The sequence below is a fragment of the Parabacteroides caecihominis genome (assembly GCF_023656785.1).
In the GTDB taxonomy this organism is placed as follows: domain Bacteria; phylum Bacteroidota; class Bacteroidia; order Bacteroidales; family Tannerellaceae; genus Parabacteroides; species Parabacteroides segnis.
On record NZ_JAMOKS010000008.1, the window covers coordinates 120,294 to 139,886 of the forward strand.

Annotated in this window: 17 protein-coding genes; 10 read left to right on the forward strand and 7 right to left on the reverse strand. The window is 44.8% G+C overall.

What is annotated here, in order from left to right:
* Positions 1-3: 3 nt before the first annotated feature.
* Complete coding sequence (locus NBH14_RS08445) at positions 4-588, reverse strand: nucleotide exchange factor GrpE (protein ID WP_007659266.1); 585 nt, start codon at positions 586-588, stop codon at positions 4-6.
* A gap of 221 nt (positions 589-809) precedes the next feature.
* Here NBH14_RS08445 and NBH14_RS08450 point away from each other — a divergent pair, with 221 nt between their 5' ends.
* The 3 genes from NBH14_RS08450 to corA are packed head-to-tail and all read left to right on the forward strand — an operon-like array spanning position 810 to position 5,816.
* On the forward strand, positions 810-2,234 hold the full coding sequence (locus tag NBH14_RS08450) for a PDZ domain-containing protein (RefSeq protein WP_186960906.1): 1,425 nt from the start codon (positions 810-812) through the stop codon (positions 2,232-2,234).
* A 15-nt stretch (positions 2,235-2,249) separates the two neighbouring features.
* A complete protein-coding gene (locus NBH14_RS08455) occupies positions 2,250-4,721 on the forward strand; it encodes an endonuclease MutS2 (protein WP_186960907.1) in 2,472 nt (823 codons plus the stop codon).
* Positions 4,722-4,733: 12 nt separating this feature from the next.
* Positions 4,734-5,816, forward strand: a complete 1,083-nt coding sequence (gene corA / locus NBH14_RS08460; protein ID WP_186960908.1) for a magnesium/cobalt transporter CorA — start codon at positions 4,734-4,736, stop codon at positions 5,814-5,816.
* Here the strand turns inward: corA and NBH14_RS08465 are convergent.
* Entirely contained in the window at positions 5,813-6,412 is a 600-nt protein-coding gene (locus NBH14_RS08465; RefSeq protein WP_128133502.1) for a recombinase family protein, read from the reverse strand. The genes corA and NBH14_RS08465 overlap by 4 nt on opposite strands.
* A gap of 284 nt (positions 6,413-6,696) precedes the next feature.
* Between NBH14_RS08465 and NBH14_RS08470 the strand changes: the two genes are divergently transcribed.
* From NBH14_RS08470 to NBH14_RS08485, 4 genes are all read left to right on the forward strand, one after another.
* Complete coding sequence (locus NBH14_RS08470) at positions 6,697-7,086, forward strand: HYC_CC_PP family protein (protein ID WP_186960909.1); 390 nt, start codon at positions 6,697-6,699, stop codon at positions 7,084-7,086.
* Between the two features lie 190 nt (positions 7,087-7,276).
* A complete protein-coding gene (locus NBH14_RS08475; RefSeq protein ID WP_186960910.1) occupies positions 7,277-11,023 on the forward strand; it encodes an efflux RND transporter permease subunit in 3,747 nt (1,248 codons plus the stop codon).
* A complete protein-coding gene (locus tag NBH14_RS08480; protein ID WP_186960911.1) occupies positions 11,013-12,491 on the forward strand; it encodes a TolC family protein in 1,479 nt (492 codons plus the stop codon). The genes NBH14_RS08475 and NBH14_RS08480 overlap by 11 nt, the downstream gene beginning before the upstream one ends.
* Before the next feature lie 4 nt (positions 12,492-12,495).
* A complete protein-coding gene (locus NBH14_RS08485) occupies positions 12,496-14,076 on the forward strand; it encodes an efflux RND transporter periplasmic adaptor subunit (protein ID WP_250817303.1) in 1,581 nt (526 codons plus the stop codon).
* A gap of 82 nt (positions 14,077-14,158) precedes the next feature.
* Here NBH14_RS08485 and NBH14_RS08490 read toward each other — a convergent pair whose 3' ends face one another.
* Positions 14,159-14,386, reverse strand: coding sequence for a winged helix-turn-helix domain-containing protein (locus NBH14_RS08490; protein ID WP_186960913.1), 228 nt, complete (start codon positions 14,384-14,386; stop codon positions 14,159-14,161).
* Positions 14,387-14,723: 337 nt separating this feature from the next.
* Between NBH14_RS08490 and NBH14_RS08495 the strand changes: the two genes are divergently transcribed.
* A complete protein-coding gene (locus tag NBH14_RS08495) occupies positions 14,724-15,023 on the forward strand; it encodes a GNAT family N-acetyltransferase (protein ID WP_046146902.1) in 300 nt (99 codons plus the stop codon).
* Between the two features lie 13 nt (positions 15,024-15,036).
* The gene (locus NBH14_RS08500; protein ID WP_007659254.1) at positions 15,037-15,264 is read left to right on the forward strand and encodes a (4Fe-4S)-binding protein; all 228 of its coding nucleotides are present in this window, start codon (positions 15,037-15,039) and stop codon (positions 15,262-15,264) included.
* A gap of 78 nt (positions 15,265-15,342) precedes the next feature.
* Here the strand turns inward: NBH14_RS08500 and NBH14_RS08505 are convergent, their stop codons facing one another.
* Together NBH14_RS08505 and NBH14_RS08510 are read right to left on the reverse strand one after the other, a co-directional pair.
* The gene (locus NBH14_RS08505) at positions 15,343-15,840 is read right to left on the reverse strand and encodes a hypothetical protein (RefSeq protein WP_186960914.1); all 498 of its coding nucleotides are present in this window, start codon (positions 15,838-15,840) and stop codon (positions 15,343-15,345) included.
* A gap of 121 nt (positions 15,841-15,961) precedes the next feature.
* Positions 15,962-16,597: a hypothetical protein gene (locus NBH14_RS08510; RefSeq protein ID WP_007659251.1), complete on the reverse strand. Its 636-nt coding sequence runs from the start codon at positions 16,595-16,597 to the stop codon at positions 15,962-15,964.
* Between the two features lie 177 nt (positions 16,598-16,774).
* Here NBH14_RS08510 and NBH14_RS08515 point away from each other — a divergent pair, with 177 nt between their 5' ends.
* The gene (locus tag NBH14_RS08515) at positions 16,775-17,983 is read left to right on the forward strand and encodes a BT3233 family polysaccharide utilization protein (protein WP_186960915.1); all 1,209 of its coding nucleotides are present in this window, start codon (positions 16,775-16,777) and stop codon (positions 17,981-17,983) included.
* A gap of 392 nt (positions 17,984-18,375) precedes the next feature.
* Here NBH14_RS08515 and NBH14_RS08520 read toward each other — a convergent pair whose 3' ends face one another.
* Positions 18,376-18,720 carry an MGMT family protein gene (locus NBH14_RS08520; RefSeq protein ID WP_186960916.1) on the reverse strand — a complete coding sequence of 115 codons (345 nt, stop codon included), beginning with the start codon at positions 18,718-18,720 and terminating at the stop codon, positions 18,376-18,378.
* Positions 18,721-18,726: 6 nt separating this feature from the next.
* On the reverse strand, positions 18,727-19,587 hold the full coding sequence (locus NBH14_RS08525; protein WP_186960917.1) for a DUF6599 family protein: 861 nt from the start codon (positions 19,585-19,587) through the stop codon (positions 18,727-18,729).
* Positions 19,588-19,593 lie beyond the last annotated feature (6 nt).

Below are 19,593 nucleotides of genomic sequence, written 5' to 3' on the forward strand. Positions count from 1 at the left end.
TGCTTATTCTCCTACTACTACTTTAGCGTGACGAAGCACTCTGTCATTTAAAGTATATCCGGTCTGTACACAATCCAGGATTTTACCCTTCATGCCAGGTTCCGGAGCAGGAATAGTAGCTACAGCTTCAAACATTTCGGTGTCGAAAGGTTGGCCTACCGCTTCAATAGCTTTCACTCCCTGCTGGGCCAGATAAGCCATAAATTTGGAATAGATAAGTTCTACCCCTTCTTTCACGGCTTCCACATCATCCGAGTTACGGATATTCTGTAATGCACGTTCGAAATCATCGACTACAGGAAGTAAGTTTTTCAGGGCTGCCTCACCGCCGTTCTTAATCAGGTCTGCTTTTTCACGCAGGGTACGTTTGCGGTAATTATCAAATTCTGCCATCAGGCGAAGATGAGAGTCGTTCAATTCGTTATACTTCTTTTTCAACTCATCCAGCTCTTCGGTCACATTGTCAGTTTGCGCACATTCTTCTGCCGCATTTTCCTGTTCCTGCTGCAAATTTGTCGCTTCTTCGTTGTTCTGACATTCATTCTTTTCAGCCGTTTCCTTCTTTCCGTTAAAATTCATCTTGCTCATAACTATCTTAATTTTTTTATTATTACCTAATTGTCAGCATAATACGACAACTTTCATCTACTAACACTTTGGATGCAGAAAAAGTTATCCTTACGATCATACACCGGAATAACATCAAATATGCTGCCAACTATTCATACTCAACAAAAATATCTTTACCTTTGCCTATAGATTTAGGTATAAACAGGTATTATTAATACTATAATAGAATTACTGGCATTATGAAAAGAATTGTTTTATCCATATTATTGTTATTTGCATTCTTAACCGGTTATGCACAGAACCGTAGCGCGTCAATCTGTAGATTAGGATTCACATATGATATCAGCCAAAGTAACAACTGGGGAAAGTTCAAACCTGTCATTACAGGAGTTATCCCTTATTCTTCGGCAGAACTTGCAGGAATTAAGCAAGGTGATATTGTAGAAGCGATAGACGGGGTGCAGTCGGCAGAAGTTTCTCCTCAGGAGATAGCCCAGTTACTGAATCCTGCCGGTAAAAACGAAGTGATACTAACCATCTCCAATCTTTCCATCCCGACCAAACAGGTAATGGTTAAGAAGGATTGCAAGAAGGTCAACTCGATCACTGAAGACCAGTTGGCTTCGGCTTTCTCCATGTACAGTCTGGAGACTACCAGCGAGCGCACTTTTACCTGTCCGTTCAAGACAGTGGTGACACCCGATTCTATAAGCTTCGGCAAATTCAAGACATTTGCTTTCGCAGCGATAGATGAGAACAACCGTAAACTGGAAAGTGCCATCAATGATTGCATCGAGAAAGAAATGACTAAAAAAGGACTGGTGCTGGATATCGCACAACCGGATATTCTGATACAGACATTCTACTTCTTCGATAAGAATCCGAACTTCAAAGGAGCCAATAAGATCCAGATAGAGAAAGAGCCTACTTTCCGTTATAATTTTACTCAGAGTAAGATGGATTCTTTCCCGTTCCTGGGTAATTCGGCGGCAGAGGCTGAAGCAGAATACCTGTTACAATTCGGTTTCCGAATGATCGACCAGGCATTTGTTCCGGGTCGCATCCTTTGGGAATGCGAGGCGAACGAATTGCTGGAAGACTCCTACAAGTTGGAAGAATATGCCCGTATCCATGTGCCGTTGATGCTGATGCAGTATCCGTATGTAAAATATGGTCGCAATGTACAATATAAGGTAAACCAGAAGACTTATAATTACACCGGGATCTGTTATGACATCGACCGTCTGGAACTCATCACGGATGTAGACCGCAATTCGCCGGCTTACGCATCAGGACTTCGTCCGCGTGACGTGATCGAAAAGATCAATGACAACAAAATGAATTATTCCGCCGAAGAATTTACAGCAGGCTATAAGAACTTCATTTCCAAAACAATGAAATTCCGCGATCCTAAAACACAATTCACGGACGCAAACGGCTTCAAACGCTGTATGTTCTGGGATACATTCCAATACCCTCAGGTTGCCGACGCTCTACAAAAGTCAGGCAATGTAGGAGGTTTCTCCTACCTATATTATTATGCTCCTTATGTCAATCCGACCGGCAACAATGCCTGTACGTTTGAAATTAAACGGGGCAAAAACAAAATGGAAATAATCGTCCGCCCTACTATCCGCAGAGAGATTACGGTGGAGATAAAATAAAGCATATAAATTAACGTGATATACCCACAAAACTTTGAACAAAAAACGGGGTTCGATAAAGTACGCCGTTTAATTTCCGATAAATGTTTAAGCCCGCTGGGACAAGAGCGGGTTGCAGAGATGGAATTCTCTGCCGACTATACAACCGTTATTGAACGTCTGGAGCAGACAGATGAGTTTGTCCGTATCCTGCATGGAGAGGTAGAGTTTCCTGCCAGTTTCTTTTTCGATGTCCGTTATTCGTTGAAACGGATACGCCCGGAAGGAACCTGGCTGGACGAAAAGGAATTGTTCGACCTGAAACGTTCGCTACAGACAATCAATGATATTGTCCGTTTCTTCCGGACGGAAGAGGATGAAGAAATAGCTTATCCGGCTTTGACAGCGCTGGCTGGTGACATTCTTGTTTTCCCCCAGTTGATCGGAAAAATAGATTCCATCCTCGACAAGTTCGGGAAAGTAAAAGACAATGCGTCTCCTACCCTGGCACAGATCAGAAAAGAAATTTCATCCACGATGAGCGGTATTTCCCGCAGCCTGCAATCCATCCTACGGAATGCACAGTCGGAAGGCGTAGTAGACAAAGATGTCACCCCGACCATGCGCGACGGTCGTCTGATGATTCCCGTAGCTCCGGCTTTCAAGAGAAAGATAAAAGGTATCGTACACGACGAATCGGCCAGTGGAAAGACAGTTTTCATTGAACCGGAAGTTGTTGTGGAAGCCAACAACCGGGTGCGTGAGCTGGAAGGTGACGAACGCCGGGAGATCATGAAGATCCTGACGGAGTTTACCAATATTGTACGCCCGATGGTGCCGGATATCCTGCAATCATATGAGTTTATGGCGGATATTGATTTTATCCGTGCCAAAGCGCTCTTTGCCGAACAGGTAAAAGGGATCAAGCCGGTTGTGGAGAATGTACAACAGGTGGATTGGGCGCGTGCCGTTCATCCGCTGCTTTACCTGTCATTGCAGAAACAAAACAAGCAAGTCATACCACTCGATATCACACTCGATGAAAAGAAGCGTATCCTGATTATTTCAGGACCGAACGCCGGAGGTAAATCAGTCTGTCTGAAAACGGTCGGACTGCTACAATATATGATGCAATGCGGATTATTGATTCCATTGCACGAAAGTTCACGCACCGGTATATTCTCCAGTATTTTTATTGATATCGGTGACGAGCAAAGTATTGAGAACGACTTGAGTACTTATAGTTCCCATCTGACCAACATGAAGTATTTCGTCAGAAACTGTAATGAAAAGACAATCATACTGATCGATGAGTTCGGTAGCGGTACGGAACCCCAGATAGGTGGTGCCATTGCCGAGGCTTTGCTGGATCGTTTCAACCGGAACCGCAGTTTCGGTGTAATTACGACGCACTATCAGAACCTGAAGCATTTTGCCGAAGATACGGAAGGCATCGTAAACGGCGCCATGCTGTATGACCGCCATCTGATGCAGCCGTTATTCAAATTGTCTATCGGGAATCCAGGTAGTTCGTTTGCCGTCGAGATCGCAAGGAAGATCGGTTTGCCGGAAGATGTAATAGCAGACGCCTCTGCCAAAGTCGGCTCCGATTATATCGATATGGATAAATACCTGCAAGATATTGTCCGCGATAAACGTTACTGGGAAAGCAAACGGCAGAATATCCGCCAGCAGGAAAAGAAACTGGAAGATATCACCTCCCGTTACGAAAAGGATCTGGAAGAGGTAAACAGACAACGAAAGGAGATCATGCGCGAAGCGAAAGCCGAAGCGCAACGAATACTGGCCGAAGCTAATGCCAGGATCGAGAATACGGTTCGTGAAATCAAGGAAGCACAAGCAGAAAAGGAACAGACCAAACTTGCCCGTAAAGCGTTGGAGGAGTTTAAGGCTTCTGTCGAATCGGCTGGAGAAGAGGATGACAAGATCGCCCGCAAGATGGCGAAGCTACAGGAACGGAAAGAGCGTAAAAAGCAAAAACAGAATGCACCTGCCGCCAAACAGACATTCAACCGCGATGTGATCGAGGTGGGCGACAATGTCCGCCTGAAAGGACAGGTTTCTGCCGGAACAGTTATGGAACTTCAGGGCAAACAGGCGGTCGTAGCATTCGGCATGATTAAAAGTACGGTTAAACTGGAACAACTGGAGAAAGTCAGCAAAGGACAGATCAAGAAGGAAATCCAGAAAAGTACATTTGTCAGCTCGGATACGACCGACCATATGCACGAGAAGAAATTGAACTTTAAGCAGGAAATAGATGTTAGAGGTATGAGGGGCGATGAAGCACTGCAAACTGTCACCTATTTCATTGACGATGCCATCCAGGTCGGAGCATCAAAGGTGCGTATCCTGCATGGTACGGGTACAGGCATCCTGCGGCAACTGATACGCGACTATCTGCATTCAGTTCCCGGTGTCCGTCATTACCACGATGAGCATGTTCAACTGGGAGGTGCAGGCATCACTGTTGTGGAACTGGATTAAACAAGGGTATCTATGAGACGAAAAGAAGCTACACATGTGCACAGAAAAAGACATATTTCTAACCGGCATCTGTCGGATAAGTATTATTATGCCGGTGAGCATGAGACTGTAACCGACATTCGTCTCACCCAATACAATGCCGATGTACTCCATACGACCGAAGTAAAAAAGGGTACTTCTTCTTTCGGCAAGCTGGTCGATCCGAACAAAATAAACTGGTTTCAGGTAAGCGGGCTGACCGACTCCGATACCATTACGCGTATTGTAAAAGAGTTTGGCCTGCACAATCTGGATGCCAAGGATATACTGACACCTCAGCATGTCGTAAAGATCGAGGAATATGCGAACCATGTGCTCATTATCCTGAATTCCAGCTATTATGATGCCAATATGGAGATACATTCCGAGCATATCAGCTTGTTGGTCACCGGAAATGTAGTCATCACTTTCACTGAAAGTAATAATCCGGTATTCGCCAACACAATGAAAGCGCTGGAATCCGATATGCTGAACCTGCGAAAAAAAGGCAGCGGACTGCTGCTTGCTTTCCTGCTGAATACGATCATTGCCAATCTGGTAGAAACAGCCTCCAAAGTAGAAGAAATGCTGGAAGATATCGAAGAGACACTGCTCGACATCAAAAGCGACCAGGGAAACATGGGTTCGATGATCCAGCAACGCCGGCATGAATATATGCTTATCCGCAAAAACAGCCAGCCATTGAAGGAACAATTCCCCAAACTACTGCGTACGGAGAACGGAATAATCAGTCCCGATATGCTTCCGATCTACAACGACCTTGCCGACCAGTTACAATTCGTTATCCAGACAACAGAAAGTTGCCGGGAAATCATTTCTTCATTGGTGGACCTTTATATTTCCAACAATGACCTGCGAATGAATGCGATCATGAAACGGTTGACGGTCGTATCTACCCTGTTCATCCCGCTGACATTCCTGGTCGGCGTATGGGGTATGAACTTCAAGCTGATGCCCGAACTGGACTGGAGATATGGCTATGGTATTGCCTGGGGAATCATGTTCCTCACAGGCATACTAACCTGGATTTATATGCGAAAAAAAGACTGGTTCTAAATCCCGTAATTCCTTTTGAACTGGTAATAAGTATTTCTGGACACGTTGAAATGCTTGCAGATCATGACAACAGTGTCCCCTCTTTCAAGCATGTTCATCACTTCATCTTTGTTGGCATCCAGCAAAGATTGCTTGGCATCCGTTCCTTTCGGACGTCCCAATTGCAAGCCCTCCTTCTCTTTCTTATGGTTCAACGCCTCTTTCGTACGGACAGACATCAGGTTGTGTTCTATCTCCGAAACCAGATTACAGGTTGTCGATACGACCTCCGTATTCAGGCTGTCATCCAAAAGATAACGGTCATTTATACTATATACATGAACCCCCAGGGTCATACATTTACTCAAAAGGGTCATTACTTCGGACAAGGTACGACCAAACCGGGCAATATCCGTTATAATAACTTTATCACCTTTTTTCATTCTGTCCAACACACGGAACAGAGTCGGTTCACTCTCCTTTCTTTTTCCGTCTACTATATCAGTGATCCATTTACTGATTTCCAAACCATTTGCTGACGCATAACGAGTAATTTCATCTTTCTGTCTTTCAAGATGTTGCTTGTCAATAGTTACTCTCAAATAAGCTATTACCATAAAACTTCTGCTACTTACTATTTTGAATGTGCAAAATACATTTTCGTTTACGCGGTGAAGATACAATAAAGTAATGACAGGTCATACATTATTTCCCGTTTCCTCGCATAAAAAAACGCTAAAAAGAGAAGTATAGCAATTTAAAAAACAAGGCGTTACACATAATGCTAAACTTTCCCTTTTATTTAAAGAAAATGTTATTGAAAACAAGATGAAACATTCTTTAATAAGCGCTGCATACATTTTATGTTTATATCCGGTAAAACAATCGTATCTTTGCGTTCATGAAGAAATATCTTTTAGTCATACTAACGTTCCTGTATCTCGGGGTTTCCAGCGGAATAATCCTGAATATCCATCATTGCATGGGTAAGATAGTGGAAGTTGACCTGTGGCAAAATGATATATGCCCTTCATGCAAGGAGAAGAAACAAACACATCATTGCTGTTCTACAGATACGCAGTTGGTGAAGATGACAGTCGACCAGAATATCGACCAGATACCGGTGATAGATTATACTCCGGTTGCTTTGTCCTTGCTGTTCGATATAAATGACCTGTTGGCCCTCTCCGAAACGGACGGCTCAACTCTATTCAATCCTTTTTATAATACCCCACCCGACGAATGTAGTGGTACAGAACTATGCATTCGAAACTGTTCTTTTCTGATTTAGTGAATGCCAGCTACCTGTCGGTAGTCTCTTTTGTTCACATTCCATAAACAAAAAAAGATTATAATCTGTTCCTTTTGTGTAACACGAGAGGAAACTTCATATGCATAGGCATTCTTTGGAAAACAAAGTTTGCCTGTTGTAAGAAGTTGTATGCAGCAAATAAATCCATCAGAATAAAAAACAGTACTCTATGCTAAATAAAATAATCCGTTATTTCCTTGAGAACAGGGTGATAACCATGCTATTATTACTATTGGTCGTTGTCTGGGGAATATCCACATCTCCTTTCAACTGGCACGGTGGTATCATACCCCGTAATCCAATCCCGGTGGATGCCATTCCCGATATAGGCGACAACCAACAGATTGTCGCTACCGAATGGATGGGACGGTCTCCCAAAGACATACAAGACCAAATCACCTATCCGCTGACAACTTCCCTACTGGGAATACCAGGGGTTAAAAGTATCCGGAGCAGTTCCATGTTCGGAATGTCATTCATTTATATCATTTTTGATGACAATATAGAATTTTACTGGAGCCGTTCACGTATCCTGGAGAAGTTGAATTCACTGCCTCCCGGCACATTGCCGGAAGGTGTACAGCCAGCCCTCGGGCCTGATGCAACGGCTTTGGGGCAAATATATTGGTATACGCTGGAAGGTAGAAATCCGGAAACGGGTAAACCCACCGGAGGCTGGAATGCCGAAGAGTTACGCACGATACAGGACTTCTACATCAAATATAGCCTTTCGGCTGCCGAAGGAGTATCGGAAGTGGCTTCTGCCGGAGGTTTTGTAAAGGAATATCAAATCGAACTGAATCCGGATGCCATGCGGGCTTTCAATATATCGGTTATGGATATTATGAATGCCGTCAAGAAAAGTAATCTCGATATCGGTGCGGAAACGATGGAGATAAACAAAGTAGAATATCTGATCCGGGGGTTGGGATATATTAAAGATGTATCCGACCTGGAAAAGGCTGTCGTCACTGTGCGCGACGGTGTTCCAGTCCGTATTTCAGATGTTGCTTTCGTAAATATAGGCCCGGGAACACGTCGGGGCGGACTGGATAAGGAAGGTATCGAAGCTGTCGGCGGAGTGGTTATCGCCCGTTACGGTGCTAATCCGCTGGAGGTGATTGACAATGTTAAGACGAAGATAAAAGAAATTGAAGCCGGACTTCCCCAAAAGACATTGGAGGACGGGACAGTTTCGAAAGTAACCGTTGTTCCGTTTTACGACCGTACCAACCTGATAAAAGAGACAATCGGGACACTGGAGACTTCACTTTCGCATGAAATATTGATTTGTATCATTGTAATTATCGTACTGGTACTGAACCTGCGTGCCTCGGTCATCATTGCCAGCATGTTGCCGATAGCCGTACTGGCGACTTTCATCCTCATGAAATATACCGGGATAGAGGCAAATATTGTCGCATTATCGGGTATTGCGATAGCAATCGGAGTTATGGTCGATGTCGGGGTTGTTTTTGTGGAAAGTATTATCCGGTATATGGAGATGCCGGAGAACAAAGACATTAAAAGAGGTAAAGCCTTCGTAAGCCTTATTTACAAAGCAGTAAGTGAAGTGTCCGGTGCCATCGCGACGGCGATGATAACAACCATTGTCAGTTTCCTGCCGGTCTTTGCGATGGAGGCACAGGAAGGGAAGATGTTCTCTCCCCTCGCCTATACAAAAACTTATGCGCTGGCTTCCGCTTTTATTCTGGGGTTAATAATATTGCCTACGCTCTCTTATCTGCTGTTCTCCGTCAGGATAAATTCAAAAATGATACGGAAGGTGGCTAATTATTTGTTAGTTGTAGCAGGTATCGTATTACTGGTTATCTATGGAAGCATACCGGCACTGGGACTTACGGCTGTCGGTGTGAATAACCTGCTCGCTTCTTATTGGAAGAATCCCAAAATGAGTACCTATATCAATATAGGCATTACGCTGCTGGTTGCTATTTATTACCTGTCGGAAGAATGGTTGCCGATGGGACCGCAAGCCGGATTATCGGCCAATATATTATTTGTTGCTGCCTGTATCCTTATTATCTTATCTCTTCTGTGGATATTGGTTATTTACTATGAAAAGATACTGAGATGGTGCCTCAGCCACCGCTGGCAGTTTATGATTATCCCTGCCGCTACCATCGTATTCGGTTTTATGATCTGGAGAAAAATCGGCGAAGAGTTTATGCCCAGCCTGAACGAAGGCTCCTTCCTGCTGATGCCGACCAGTATGCCTCATACCGGGATTGCACAGAACCTGGATTATATCGAAGCACTGGATAAACGCCTGGCGGCCATTCCCGAAGTAGAGACAGCCATCGGGAAATGGGGACGTGTCAACTCGGCTCTCGACCCGGCTCCGGCACAGATGTTTGAAAACACCATCAATTATCGTCCGGAATATATATTGAATGAAGACGGACAGCGTGAACGGTTCAAGGTAAACGGGAAAGGAGAATATCTTTTAAAAGACGGTGGTACTTATAATCCAGCCGACGGTTTCCGGCTTATCCCCCGCGACAGCCTGATACCTGACCGGAAGGGAGATTATTTCCGTCAATGGCGTCCGGAAATTAAAAACACAGACGATATCTGGCAGCAGATTGTGAATGTCACTCATTTACCGGGCTTGACCTCCGCTCCTAAATTACAGCCGATAGAGGCACGCCTGGTCATGCTTTCCACCGGGATGCGTGCACCGATGGGACTAAAGATATATGGTCCGGACCTGGAGACAATCGAGCAAAGCGGAAAAGCGATAGAACAGGCATTAAAAGAAGTTCCTTCGGTTATCCCCTCTTCCGTCTTCTACGACAGGGCAGTCGGTGCCCCTTATCTGGAAATAAAGTTGAACAGGGATAATATGGCCCGCTACGGAGTAAACGTAGAAGACTTACAAGAGATATTGAGTGCAGCTGTCGGTGGAATGGTATTGACCACTACGGTCGAAGGCAGGGAACGTTTCCCGGTCCGTCTCCGTTATGCACGTGAACTGCGGGATAATCCGGAGGCTTTATCCATGTTACTGGTTCCTACCGCTACCGGCGCACAGATTCCATTGAAAGAACTGGCGGATATCGACTATACCCGGGGAGCACAGATGATTCAAAGTGAGAATACGTTCCTGGTCGGTTATGTCATATTCGACAAAACATCCGGCAAAGCCGAAGTAGATGTAGTAAAAGAAGCGACACGCGTACTGGACCAAAAGATAAAAGACGGAGAACTGACTTTGGCAAAAGGTGTCTCCTATAAATTCGCCGGCAATTACGAACAACAGGAACGAGCCACCCAGCGGTTGGCGATTGTTGTTCCATTGGCATTGCTAATTGTTTTACTGGTACTCTATTTCCAGTTTAAAACAGTAACAGCTTCCCTCATCCACTTCTCCGGCGTATTTGTCGCTTTTGCAGGAGGTTTTATCCTGCTTTGGTTGTACGGGCAGGATTGGTTCATGAACTTTTCCGTAGGGGGAGAAAACATGAGGGACCTTTTCCAGATGCATACAATCAACCTGAGCGTCGCTGTCTGGGTCGGCTTTATCGCCCTGTTCGGAGTCGCAACCGATGATGGCGTGCTGATGGGGACATACATCCACCAGACTTTCCTGCAACAGAATCCGACTACTAAAGAAGCGATACGGGAAGCAGTCGTTACAGCCGGACTCAAACGTGTACGTCCCGCCGCCATGACGACAGCAACGACATTAATCGCTTTACTGCCGGTACTGACTTCTACCGGAAAAGGAGCCGATATCATGGTACCGATGGCAATACCTACTTTCGGAGGTATGCTGATACAATCCATGACTATGTTCGTAGTCCCCGTGCTGCAATGCTGGTGGCGCGAAAGTGTGATAAAGAAAGAACAAAAGAAACAGAACATTCAAATGAACACAAGCGATGAAAAATAAGATAAAAATACAAGCATATATAATAGGAATAGTCCTGCTGCTCGGTTTCCTTCCGGCATTTTCACAGCAGGCGGACAGCCTGGCGTGGTATCTGGAGACAGCCGCACGCAACAACCCGTTGGTAAACTCCAACTTTGCCCTCTATAAGGCTTCACTGGAAAAGATTCCACAGGCAGGAGCTTACGAAGACCCGGAGCTGGATATCGGTGTTTTTGTCAAACCGATGGAGACACTGAGCGGTAAACAGATTGCCGACTTCACCCTGATGCAGATGTTCCCCTGGTTCGGAACGCGCAAAGCGGCCCGCAATGAGGCGACCGAAATGTCACGCATGGCCTACGAGCAATTCCGTGAAGCCAGGAACAATTTGTTCTATGAAGTAAAGAGCCAGTGGTACCAGTTATGTAACCTCAACGAACAGTATAAGAACACGCAAGCTAATCTTGCTTTATTGGAACAATTGGAGAAATTGGCTCTCAACCGTTATTCCGCGCCGTCGCCCAATGCACCCGTCTCCACAGTTACCCCCATTACAGGTAATGTCGTTACTCCCCCCGCTTCCAATGGAAACAGCATGGATAACATGGGAGGAATGGGAAGCAGCTCCCAGGCAACGCCACAAGGTAGTCCAACCGGCAATTCCTCTATGCAGGGAATGGCTTCCGGTCCTATGGGTAGTTCCATGGGTACCGGCAGTTCTTCAGGCACCATGTCGGACGTACTGCGCATACAGATAGAAAAAGCGGAACTTCAGAACAATCTGGAGCTCATAGCCTCCAACAGAACGGCAGCCGAAGCACGTTTCAATGCCCTGTTAAACCGCAGGCAGGATATGAGGGTTGCTGTTCCCGATTCTTTGCAACAACTGCATTTCCTGATTGACGACCAGGCCATGACCGACAGTATCATTATAGCCAACCCAATGTTGTCGATGCTCGAAGCCGAAGCGAATGCCTACCGGGCAAAAGCAGAGATGGATAAAAAGATGAGTTATCCGATGTTTGGAATCGGCCTGCAATATTCACTGGTCGGGAAATCGAATAACAGTATGGTTATGGATAACATGAACGGTATGGATATGGTCATGCCTATGTTTAAAATCAGTATTCCAATCTTCCGTAAAAAGTATCAGGCACAACAAAAGGAAAGCCGGCACTACCGCCAGGCAAGCGAACTGAAATACGAAAATACGCTGAATCAGCTGCAATCCGAATACCAGACAGTTAAACAACAATTGGCGGATGCATCCCGGAAAATAGCTCTTTACCAAAAGCAGCAGGAACTGTCATTATCCACCTGGCAACTGATTGTCCGGGAATTTTCCGCCGGAACAACCAGTCTGACAGATGTCATACAGGTAGAACGCCAGCTTTTGGATTACCGCCTCAAGAAAAGCGAAGCTATTGCGGAATACAATACAAGGATAGCCGGCATGGAAAAATTAGTAGCAACCTCAATAAACGAATAAAGATATGAAAAAGATAAAAGAATGGTTTAAAGCCAAACAAGTACAATATATCCTGTTTGTAATGGCCGGTTTATTTCTGGGCTGGTTATTCTTCAGTCCGTCCTCCACAACACCCCAGGTAAACGACGAACACCATAGCCATGACAGCATTGCGGAACACACCCACAGTCATGACCTGCAACAGGATGAAAACGGCGTATGGACCTGCTCCATGCACCCTCAAATCAAACAGGATAAACCGGGAAAATGCCCGATATGCGGTATGGACCTGATTCCTTTACGCAAAAGTGGTAATAGCCACGAGAATGTAGACCCTTCCGCCATCCAGTTATCGGAAGAGGCAATAGCACTGGCTAATGTGCAAACCTCACGTGTCAGCAAAGAAAACCCGGTTAAGGAAGTGCGCCTGTACGGTAAAATAGCACCGGACGAACGGAGCCTGCAATCGCAAACCGCCCATGTGGGAGGCCGCATAGAAAGTCTGGCCGTCGATTTTACCGGCGAAACGGTTCGTGCCGGACAAACGTTGGCCACCCTATACTCGCCGGAATTATTTACGGCACAACAGGAATTACTGGAAGCGATCAAAATGCAGCAACCCGCCTTAATCAAAGCTGCCCGCGAGAAACTGCAACTCTGGAAGATGACGGATGCTCAGATAACGGCTATCGAACAATCCGGCACCACCTCTCCTACCGTAGAGATTAAATCGAATACAAGCGGTATCGTTATGTCGAAACGGGTCAGCCAGGGGGATTATGTTTCGCAGGGAGCCGTACTATTCGATGTTGCCAACCTTTCAAAGGTATGGGCCATGTTCGATGCCTATGAAACAGACCTGCCCTTCCTGAACAAGGGAGATCCGGTCTCATTCACCATGCAGGCATTCCCCGGCAAAGTATTTAAAGGGCGTATTGCCTTTATCGATCCGATTGTCAATCCGACCAGCCGTACCTCCCGGGTTCGTGTCGAAGTAGCAAATCCGGGTATGGAACTGAAACCGGAGATGTATGCGACAGCCATCGTCGACGCTCCCCTGAAAGGATATAAAGATCAGATTGTCGTTCCCCAGACAGCCGTACTCTGGACAGGCAAGCGGTCTATCGTTTACGTCAAACAACCGGACATGTCTACCCCGACATTCCAAATGCGTGAAGTGGAACTGGGTCCGTCGTTAGGCAATGCCTATGTGATACTGAAAGGGCTTTCGGATGGAGAAGAAATTGTAACCAATGGCGTTTTCTCTATCGATGCCAGTGCACAGCTGGAAGGAAAAACATCTATGATGAATAATGACGGAAACACGGCTCACCCAACTCAAAGTGAACATGCCATGTTCGGAGTAAAAGGAGCCTGCGACATGTGCAAGCAACGAATTGAAGAGGCCGCCAAAAGCGTAAAAGGAGTCACTTCCGCCTCATGGGATAAAGAAGCGCAAATGGTCCATCTGCAATTCAACCCGGAACAGACTTCTGCTGACGCCATTGCCAAAACGATAGCCAAAGCCGGACACGATAACGACAAGTATAAAGCTGACGACAGTATTTACAACAAGCTCCCGGCTTGCTGCAAGTACCGTCAATAGAAGAGTGAAGCGCAAACAAAAAGGGCTACAATTCATTTTGTATCCCTTTCCCGTTTGCGCTTCAAAAATTATCCTCTTCCTATCAATAATACGTCTCTGTTAGCGGAATATTTACTTCGACGGATAGCATCCCACTGCCATCACTACAAAAACGTACTTTGTTTTCACGGGCTAGCCAACCCAATGCAAGAAAAATAACAGACTCTTTACAATGAGTCATCTCTCCAATCTTTCTGACAGACATGTTACCTCTCTCTGCAAGCAAGCGCCAGATCTGACCAGCACTTGAACCAACGTCATTCTTATTCATAACACTCCATTTTTTGATATGTGACCTAAAACTAATAATAATGGATCAAACGGACATGTTCCATTTGACTCCTATATTAGTTACTTATACCATTTATTACTCAACTTTCGCACAAAACAAATGACTTTGCTTTATAAATGAAACAACCTTGACACTAAAAATGTTTCATAAAAACCATACTTATTCAATATAAATTGAAAGATAAATAACCTTTAGGCTTACAATCAGCAACTTCCATCATTCATTTTTCTGATAAAAAGAATTGTAGGAAACCGTAAACAAAGCCTTTCCCTAAACTGTTTGAATTATATAGAATCAAATAAAACAATTAGGCGATATGGACGATTATGAATTAATTGATAACGAAGAGAGACACCAATACGAATTTCACATTGGCAAATACGTTCCGAAAATTGAGTATATAAAAACCAAGAACGGCGAAATATACCTTACACACACCGAAGTGCCCGTAGCCCTCGAAGGGAAAGGTGTCGGCAGCCAACTGGCTGAAAAAGTGCTGAAGGATATAGAAAAACAAGAATTGCGCCTGGTTCCGTTGTGTCCTTTCGTTGCCGGATACATCCAAAAGCATCCGGACTGGCGACGCATAGTAATGAGAGGTATTAACATAGGATAAAGCGATTATAGATATGGGAAAGAAAATTGAATATTCAAACGGTGAACTGACAATTATATGGCAGCCTGACCTTTGTCAGCATTCGGGTATTTGTGTAAAAACATTGCCACAGGTATATAACCCCAAGGAAAGACCCTGGGTGAAAATAGAAAATGCAACCACTGATGAATTGATCGCACAGATCAACAAATGCCCGTCGGGAGCGCTTAGTTACAGGCTTAATAAAAAAGAAGAAGAATAGGTAAATAAATAAATAAATAAATGCTATAACTTAATTACTGACTTCCGTCGGGCTCGTTCACAGGCCGGCGGAAGTTTTTTATTTGAGGCGGCCTTCTATCCCTAACTGGTAAAGGAATAATCCCCAGTTTTCTTCACGTATTTCTGTATTCAACCGGACTTGCTCCACATTGATATTTACCGGATAACTGTCATTCAGATAGTATTTATCCTCAGCAGTATCATGATACAACACCAGGTCGTTATAAACCGTACTCACACTCGCCATCACATCGGAGACATTGGTCGCCGTAAACAACTCCGTATCGGCCAATATAACAAGTATCTTTTCATACTGCTCCAGCTTTTCCTTAAATGACGAATGGTCGTAGAACCTGATTTCTCTCGTATCTCTGTTAAACCATTTTATATCGTTTCCTGTAAAAAGGATTTCATTTCCTAAAGGCAGGTTATAAACCTTATGACCTAAACCGACCACAACTATTTCAGAGTTTTCATTCAGCGTGCCGTCATTCTCACAGCCGGCAAACGTCAGCAATAAGAACAAAAATGATATGAAGTAACATAACTTTTTCATCAGACTATCATTTAGACTACTGTATCTGCACGGAATAAATTCAGGAACAGAGAAATAGCAGTCTCAAAATTAGCATTTTAAATTGGATGCACAAATCATTCCGGAAGAAAAAGTAAACCTGTCAGGGCATGGCATTATAGTAACGCCAGGTATCATCACGTTTACGGTTCCTCCGCTTATTCCTTTCCTCTTTTGAAAATATCCATTTCAAGATATCGTCCAGAGAAAAATAGAGTTTAACGGACCCGCCCACGGTTCCCCGCTTCTGTCCGTCTTTTACCACATCTGAAGAATACAGGTTCCTCCCCCCTGCCGCAGCCGTTACCGGCAGCTTGCCTATCTGTATCTCTTTTTTGTCGATAAGCCGTGTGGGAGGAGGCGTATAGGCTTCTTTGTTTATTTTCGGAATTGTATCCAGTTCCATCTTATAGAGACGGTAAACACTTGGAGGCATCGACTTATAATCCACGTTATTATGTATGCTATCCGTATCTGCATGCAGATATTCGGAGAAATCTTTCAGGAGAGGCAACTCAGAGGGGGCCTCCAGTATCTGCTGTCCGGGTTCATCTTCCATATGGATCAATTTACCTTCGCGGATAGCTTTCTGAAACTCCGGATTAATGCGTATCGTATCCTTTCCGGATAAAACACGAGACAACCACACCGAATCTTCTTCACTCCAATGCTGTGCATAGAGCTGAACCGGCAAAATACCTGTCAACATCAGAATAAGTAAACACTGCTTCAACTTCATACTATAGAAACGGTGAAAAGAGAATTATACTGCATGACAAGAATAGCCATTAAGTAGAAAAATAGTTGTTTACCGGCGATGAACTTTGTAAACTTCGCGAATATTCATACTTTTACTGCCGGTTTCAGAACTGTTTGTCACAAGGGCGAAATATTTATAAACTACAATATATTATTTATGAAAAAGATTATCAGCTTATTTTTAGCAGCTACCGCATTTGCCTGTACACAGGAACAAAGCGTAGATGTAACGGTTACGAACCCGTCTGCCATCGACCGTTCAAAGGAGGTCACTGAAATTTCAATGGATGCCATTGCCAAACTGAATGGCGAATCTTTCATCATTTCCGACAATAACGGGGCACAGGTTCCTTATCAAATCACATACGACAAGAAAATTATTTTCCCTGTTGATGTGAACGCAAACAGCAGTGTTACTTATAAGATCAAACCGGGCACTCCCGAGGCTTTCGCCACAGTTGCCTGCGGTAAGTTCTATCCGGAACGTGTGGACGATATTGCCTGGGAAAACGACCGTATCGCTTTCCGTACCTATGGTCCGGCTTTGCAAGCTACCGGCGAACAGGCTTTCGGATATGATATCTGGACTAAATGTGTTTCCGAACCGGTTGTAGACATGCGTTATAAGACTGAACTGGACCCGGAATCGAGAGCCAAAATAGCCGAACTGCGCAAAACAGACAAGAAAGCAGCACAGGAACTCGCCAATTCGATTTCTTACCATATCGACCATGGCAACGGATTGGATTATTATAAAGTGGGCCCGACACTGGGTGCCGGTACTTCCGCCCTTCTTTCTAACGATTCCATCGTTTATCCGTATTGCTACAAAGACTACGAGATTCTGGATAACGGTCCGTTGCGTTTCACCGTTAAGTTGGTATACAATCCGCTGAAAGTGAAGGAAAATAACAATATCATCGAAACACGTATACTTTCATTGGATGCCGGTTCGCAGTTGAACAAAATTACGCTTACGTTTGCCAATCTGAATGAAGCGACACCGCTTGTAACCGGTATCGTACTACACGAGCCGAGCACAGACTATCAGGCTGATGCCGCAAACGGCTACATTGCATACGCCGACCCGGAAGACCCGACAAACGGACAAATCTATATCGGAGCCGTCTTCCCGGAAAAACTGAGTGATGCGAAAGCTGTAAACTTCTCCGACGAAGAGAAAAAACAACGGGGAGCAGACGGTCATGTACTGGCTTATGCTACTTATGCACCGGGCAGCGAATATACGTATTATACCGGAGCCGGATGGAGCAAATGGGGTTTCAAGAACTCTGCCGAATGGTTCAAATATATCCAGGACTTTGCCCAAAAGGTAAAACAACCGTTACAGGTTACAGTCAAGTAAAAACATATTACATGTAAATGTACCCAATAACACCGTTCACCTTTCACCTGCTATTCATATCGCATTGTTATATGAGTAGTTACGTTCGATACAGAGGGTGAATGGTTGGTGAAAGGAGGTGAATGGTTTGATTTAACCATTCACCTCCTTTTCTATTAAGGCTTTTCCAGTAAGGAAGAATGCTTAAAGTCCTTAGCTATTAAGGTAAAAGATATAACTTGTTATCTTAACGACCACCGTCATTAAGCTTACCAACGGCCGCCAATATGCTTAACGACCTACGTCGATAAGCATAACGAGCACCATCGCAAAGCTATCGGATTATATCTTTCAGGTTAAAAAGAAAGGGCTTATGGATTAATAACTAATAGGTCGGCGGTTAGTTGGGCACTTCACGGAACAAAGGATATCTCCTCCAAAGGATTCCAAAAGACCTTTTTCCAATCTTTTATACGGTTGTTTTCAACCCGGATGCCTTCCTCTTCCAGTTTTTCCTGCATTGCAGTCGGCGTGCCGAAAGCATCTTTGCCGGATAATATTCCTTGACTGTTCACCACCCGGTAAGCCGGAACTCCCACTTCCGAACAACCTCCCAACACTCTGCCGACCATCCGCGACATATTCGGATAACCGATGGCACGGGCTATCGCACCATAACTGGTGGCACGTCCGTACGGAACCGTTTTCACCATCTGGTAGACAGCCCCCACAAAATCCTCTTTATCAAAATCAAACATATAATATCATAGTTTTCCTGCCAGTTCCTTCAATAAATCATCGCCACCGGCAACCGTATCTCCATTCTCATTATAAACGCCAATCAGGTAACTCCCTTTCCAAAGTACCGGAATGTCCCCGTTATAACGGTCCTTAACCAACAACGCACCCTCTTTTAATTCATCCGTCTGTTTGGTGAAAGTCATATACTGGGCCAATATATTTTTAACCCCGGCAGAAGAACCGCCGTCCAATACAAACAACTGGAAAGCCTGCCCTTCTTTTTCATACTTCACCGTATATACGGCACGCAGAAACTCATGGCCGATAAAATTTGAAGTAATATAAGCAGCCGAATAAGGAACTTGCCCCTCCGCAGGGAATAAACGGATAACAGAAGGATAGCCGGCATCGGCATCCAACCTTCCGGCAAGCGCCTTGCCTATCGCCTGCAATTCTTCCGACACATCGCCGGATGCATTACTCCACATCTTCAAATACATATTTCCAGCAAAGAAATACAGATTCGTCTTATCTCCCTGCGCCTCTCCCCCGACAGGTAAATATGCCAGGTCGGATGAACGTTCGGCAGTATACATTCCGAAAGCATCCTCCGGCGTTGCATGGCGATAAGCCTGTATCGTAATGTACTCGCTTCCTTTTTTATACTCCATGGAAGTCATTTCCCTGAAGTTATTCTCGATGAAAAGCGGAGCTGCCCCGTTGATACGGTCAAAGAGATTATCCGGATTGAAGACTTCCACCTCGCCGGATATCTCCCAGCCGTCCACTGCCGGCAGCCACGATTTCAACTCGTCCGATGTCTGCGCCTTTAAAGGACAGAGGGACAACAGGAAAAAGAGTAACAAATAATTGCTCTGTTTCATACGTTC

What these genes read in the sequence shown, in the direction of transcription:
- NBH14_RS08500 (WP_007659254.1), top strand. Translation starts at nt 15,037, where the DNA reads ATGGGAAAGAAAATTGAATATTCAAACGGTGAACTGACAATTATATGG.
- NBH14_RS08480 (WP_186960911.1), top strand. Translation starts at nt 11,013, where the DNA reads ATGAAAAATAAGATAAAAATACAAGCATATATAATAGGAATAGTCCTG.
- NBH14_RS08475 (WP_186960910.1), top strand. Translation starts at nt 7,277, where the DNA reads ATGCTAAATAAAATAATCCGTTATTTCCTTGAGAACAGGGTGATAACC.
- NBH14_RS08465 (WP_128133502.1), bottom strand. Translation starts at nt 6,412, where the DNA reads ATGGTAATAGCTTATTTGAGAGTAACTATTGACAAGCAACATCTTGAA.
- NBH14_RS08470 (WP_186960909.1), top strand. Translation starts at nt 6,697, where the DNA reads ATGAAGAAATATCTTTTAGTCATACTAACGTTCCTGTATCTCGGGGTT.
- NBH14_RS08450 (WP_186960906.1), top strand. Translation starts at nt 810, where the DNA reads ATGAAAAGAATTGTTTTATCCATATTATTGTTATTTGCATTCTTAACC.
- NBH14_RS08490 (WP_186960913.1), bottom strand. Translation starts at nt 14,386, where the DNA reads ATGAATAAGAATGACGTTGGTTCAAGTGCTGGTCAGATCTGGCGCTTG.
- corA (WP_186960908.1), top strand. Translation starts at nt 4,734, where the DNA reads ATGAGACGAAAAGAAGCTACACATGTGCACAGAAAAAGACATATTTCT.
- NBH14_RS08445 (WP_007659266.1), bottom strand. Translation starts at nt 588, where the DNA reads ATGAGCAAGATGAATTTTAACGGAAAGAAGGAAACGGCTGAAAAGAAT.
- NBH14_RS08495 (WP_046146902.1), top strand. Translation starts at nt 14,724, where the DNA reads ATGGACGATTATGAATTAATTGATAACGAAGAGAGACACCAATACGAA.
- NBH14_RS08525 (WP_186960917.1), bottom strand. Translation starts at nt 19,587, where the DNA reads ATGAAACAGAGCAATTATTTGTTACTCTTTTTCCTGTTGTCCCTCTGT.
- NBH14_RS08485 (WP_250817303.1), top strand. Translation starts at nt 12,496, where the DNA reads ATGAAAAAGATAAAAGAATGGTTTAAAGCCAAACAAGTACAATATATC.
- NBH14_RS08510 (WP_007659251.1), bottom strand. Translation starts at nt 16,597, where the DNA reads ATGAAGTTGAAGCAGTGTTTACTTATTCTGATGTTGACAGGTATTTTG.
- NBH14_RS08520 (WP_186960916.1), bottom strand. Translation starts at nt 18,720, where the DNA reads ATGTTTGATTTTGATAAAGAGGATTTTGTGGGGGCTGTCTACCAGATG.
- NBH14_RS08515 (WP_186960915.1), top strand. Translation starts at nt 16,775, where the DNA reads ATGAAAAAGATTATCAGCTTATTTTTAGCAGCTACCGCATTTGCCTGT.
- NBH14_RS08505 (WP_186960914.1), bottom strand. Translation starts at nt 15,840, where the DNA reads ATGAAAAAGTTATGTTACTTCATATCATTTTTGTTCTTATTGCTGACG.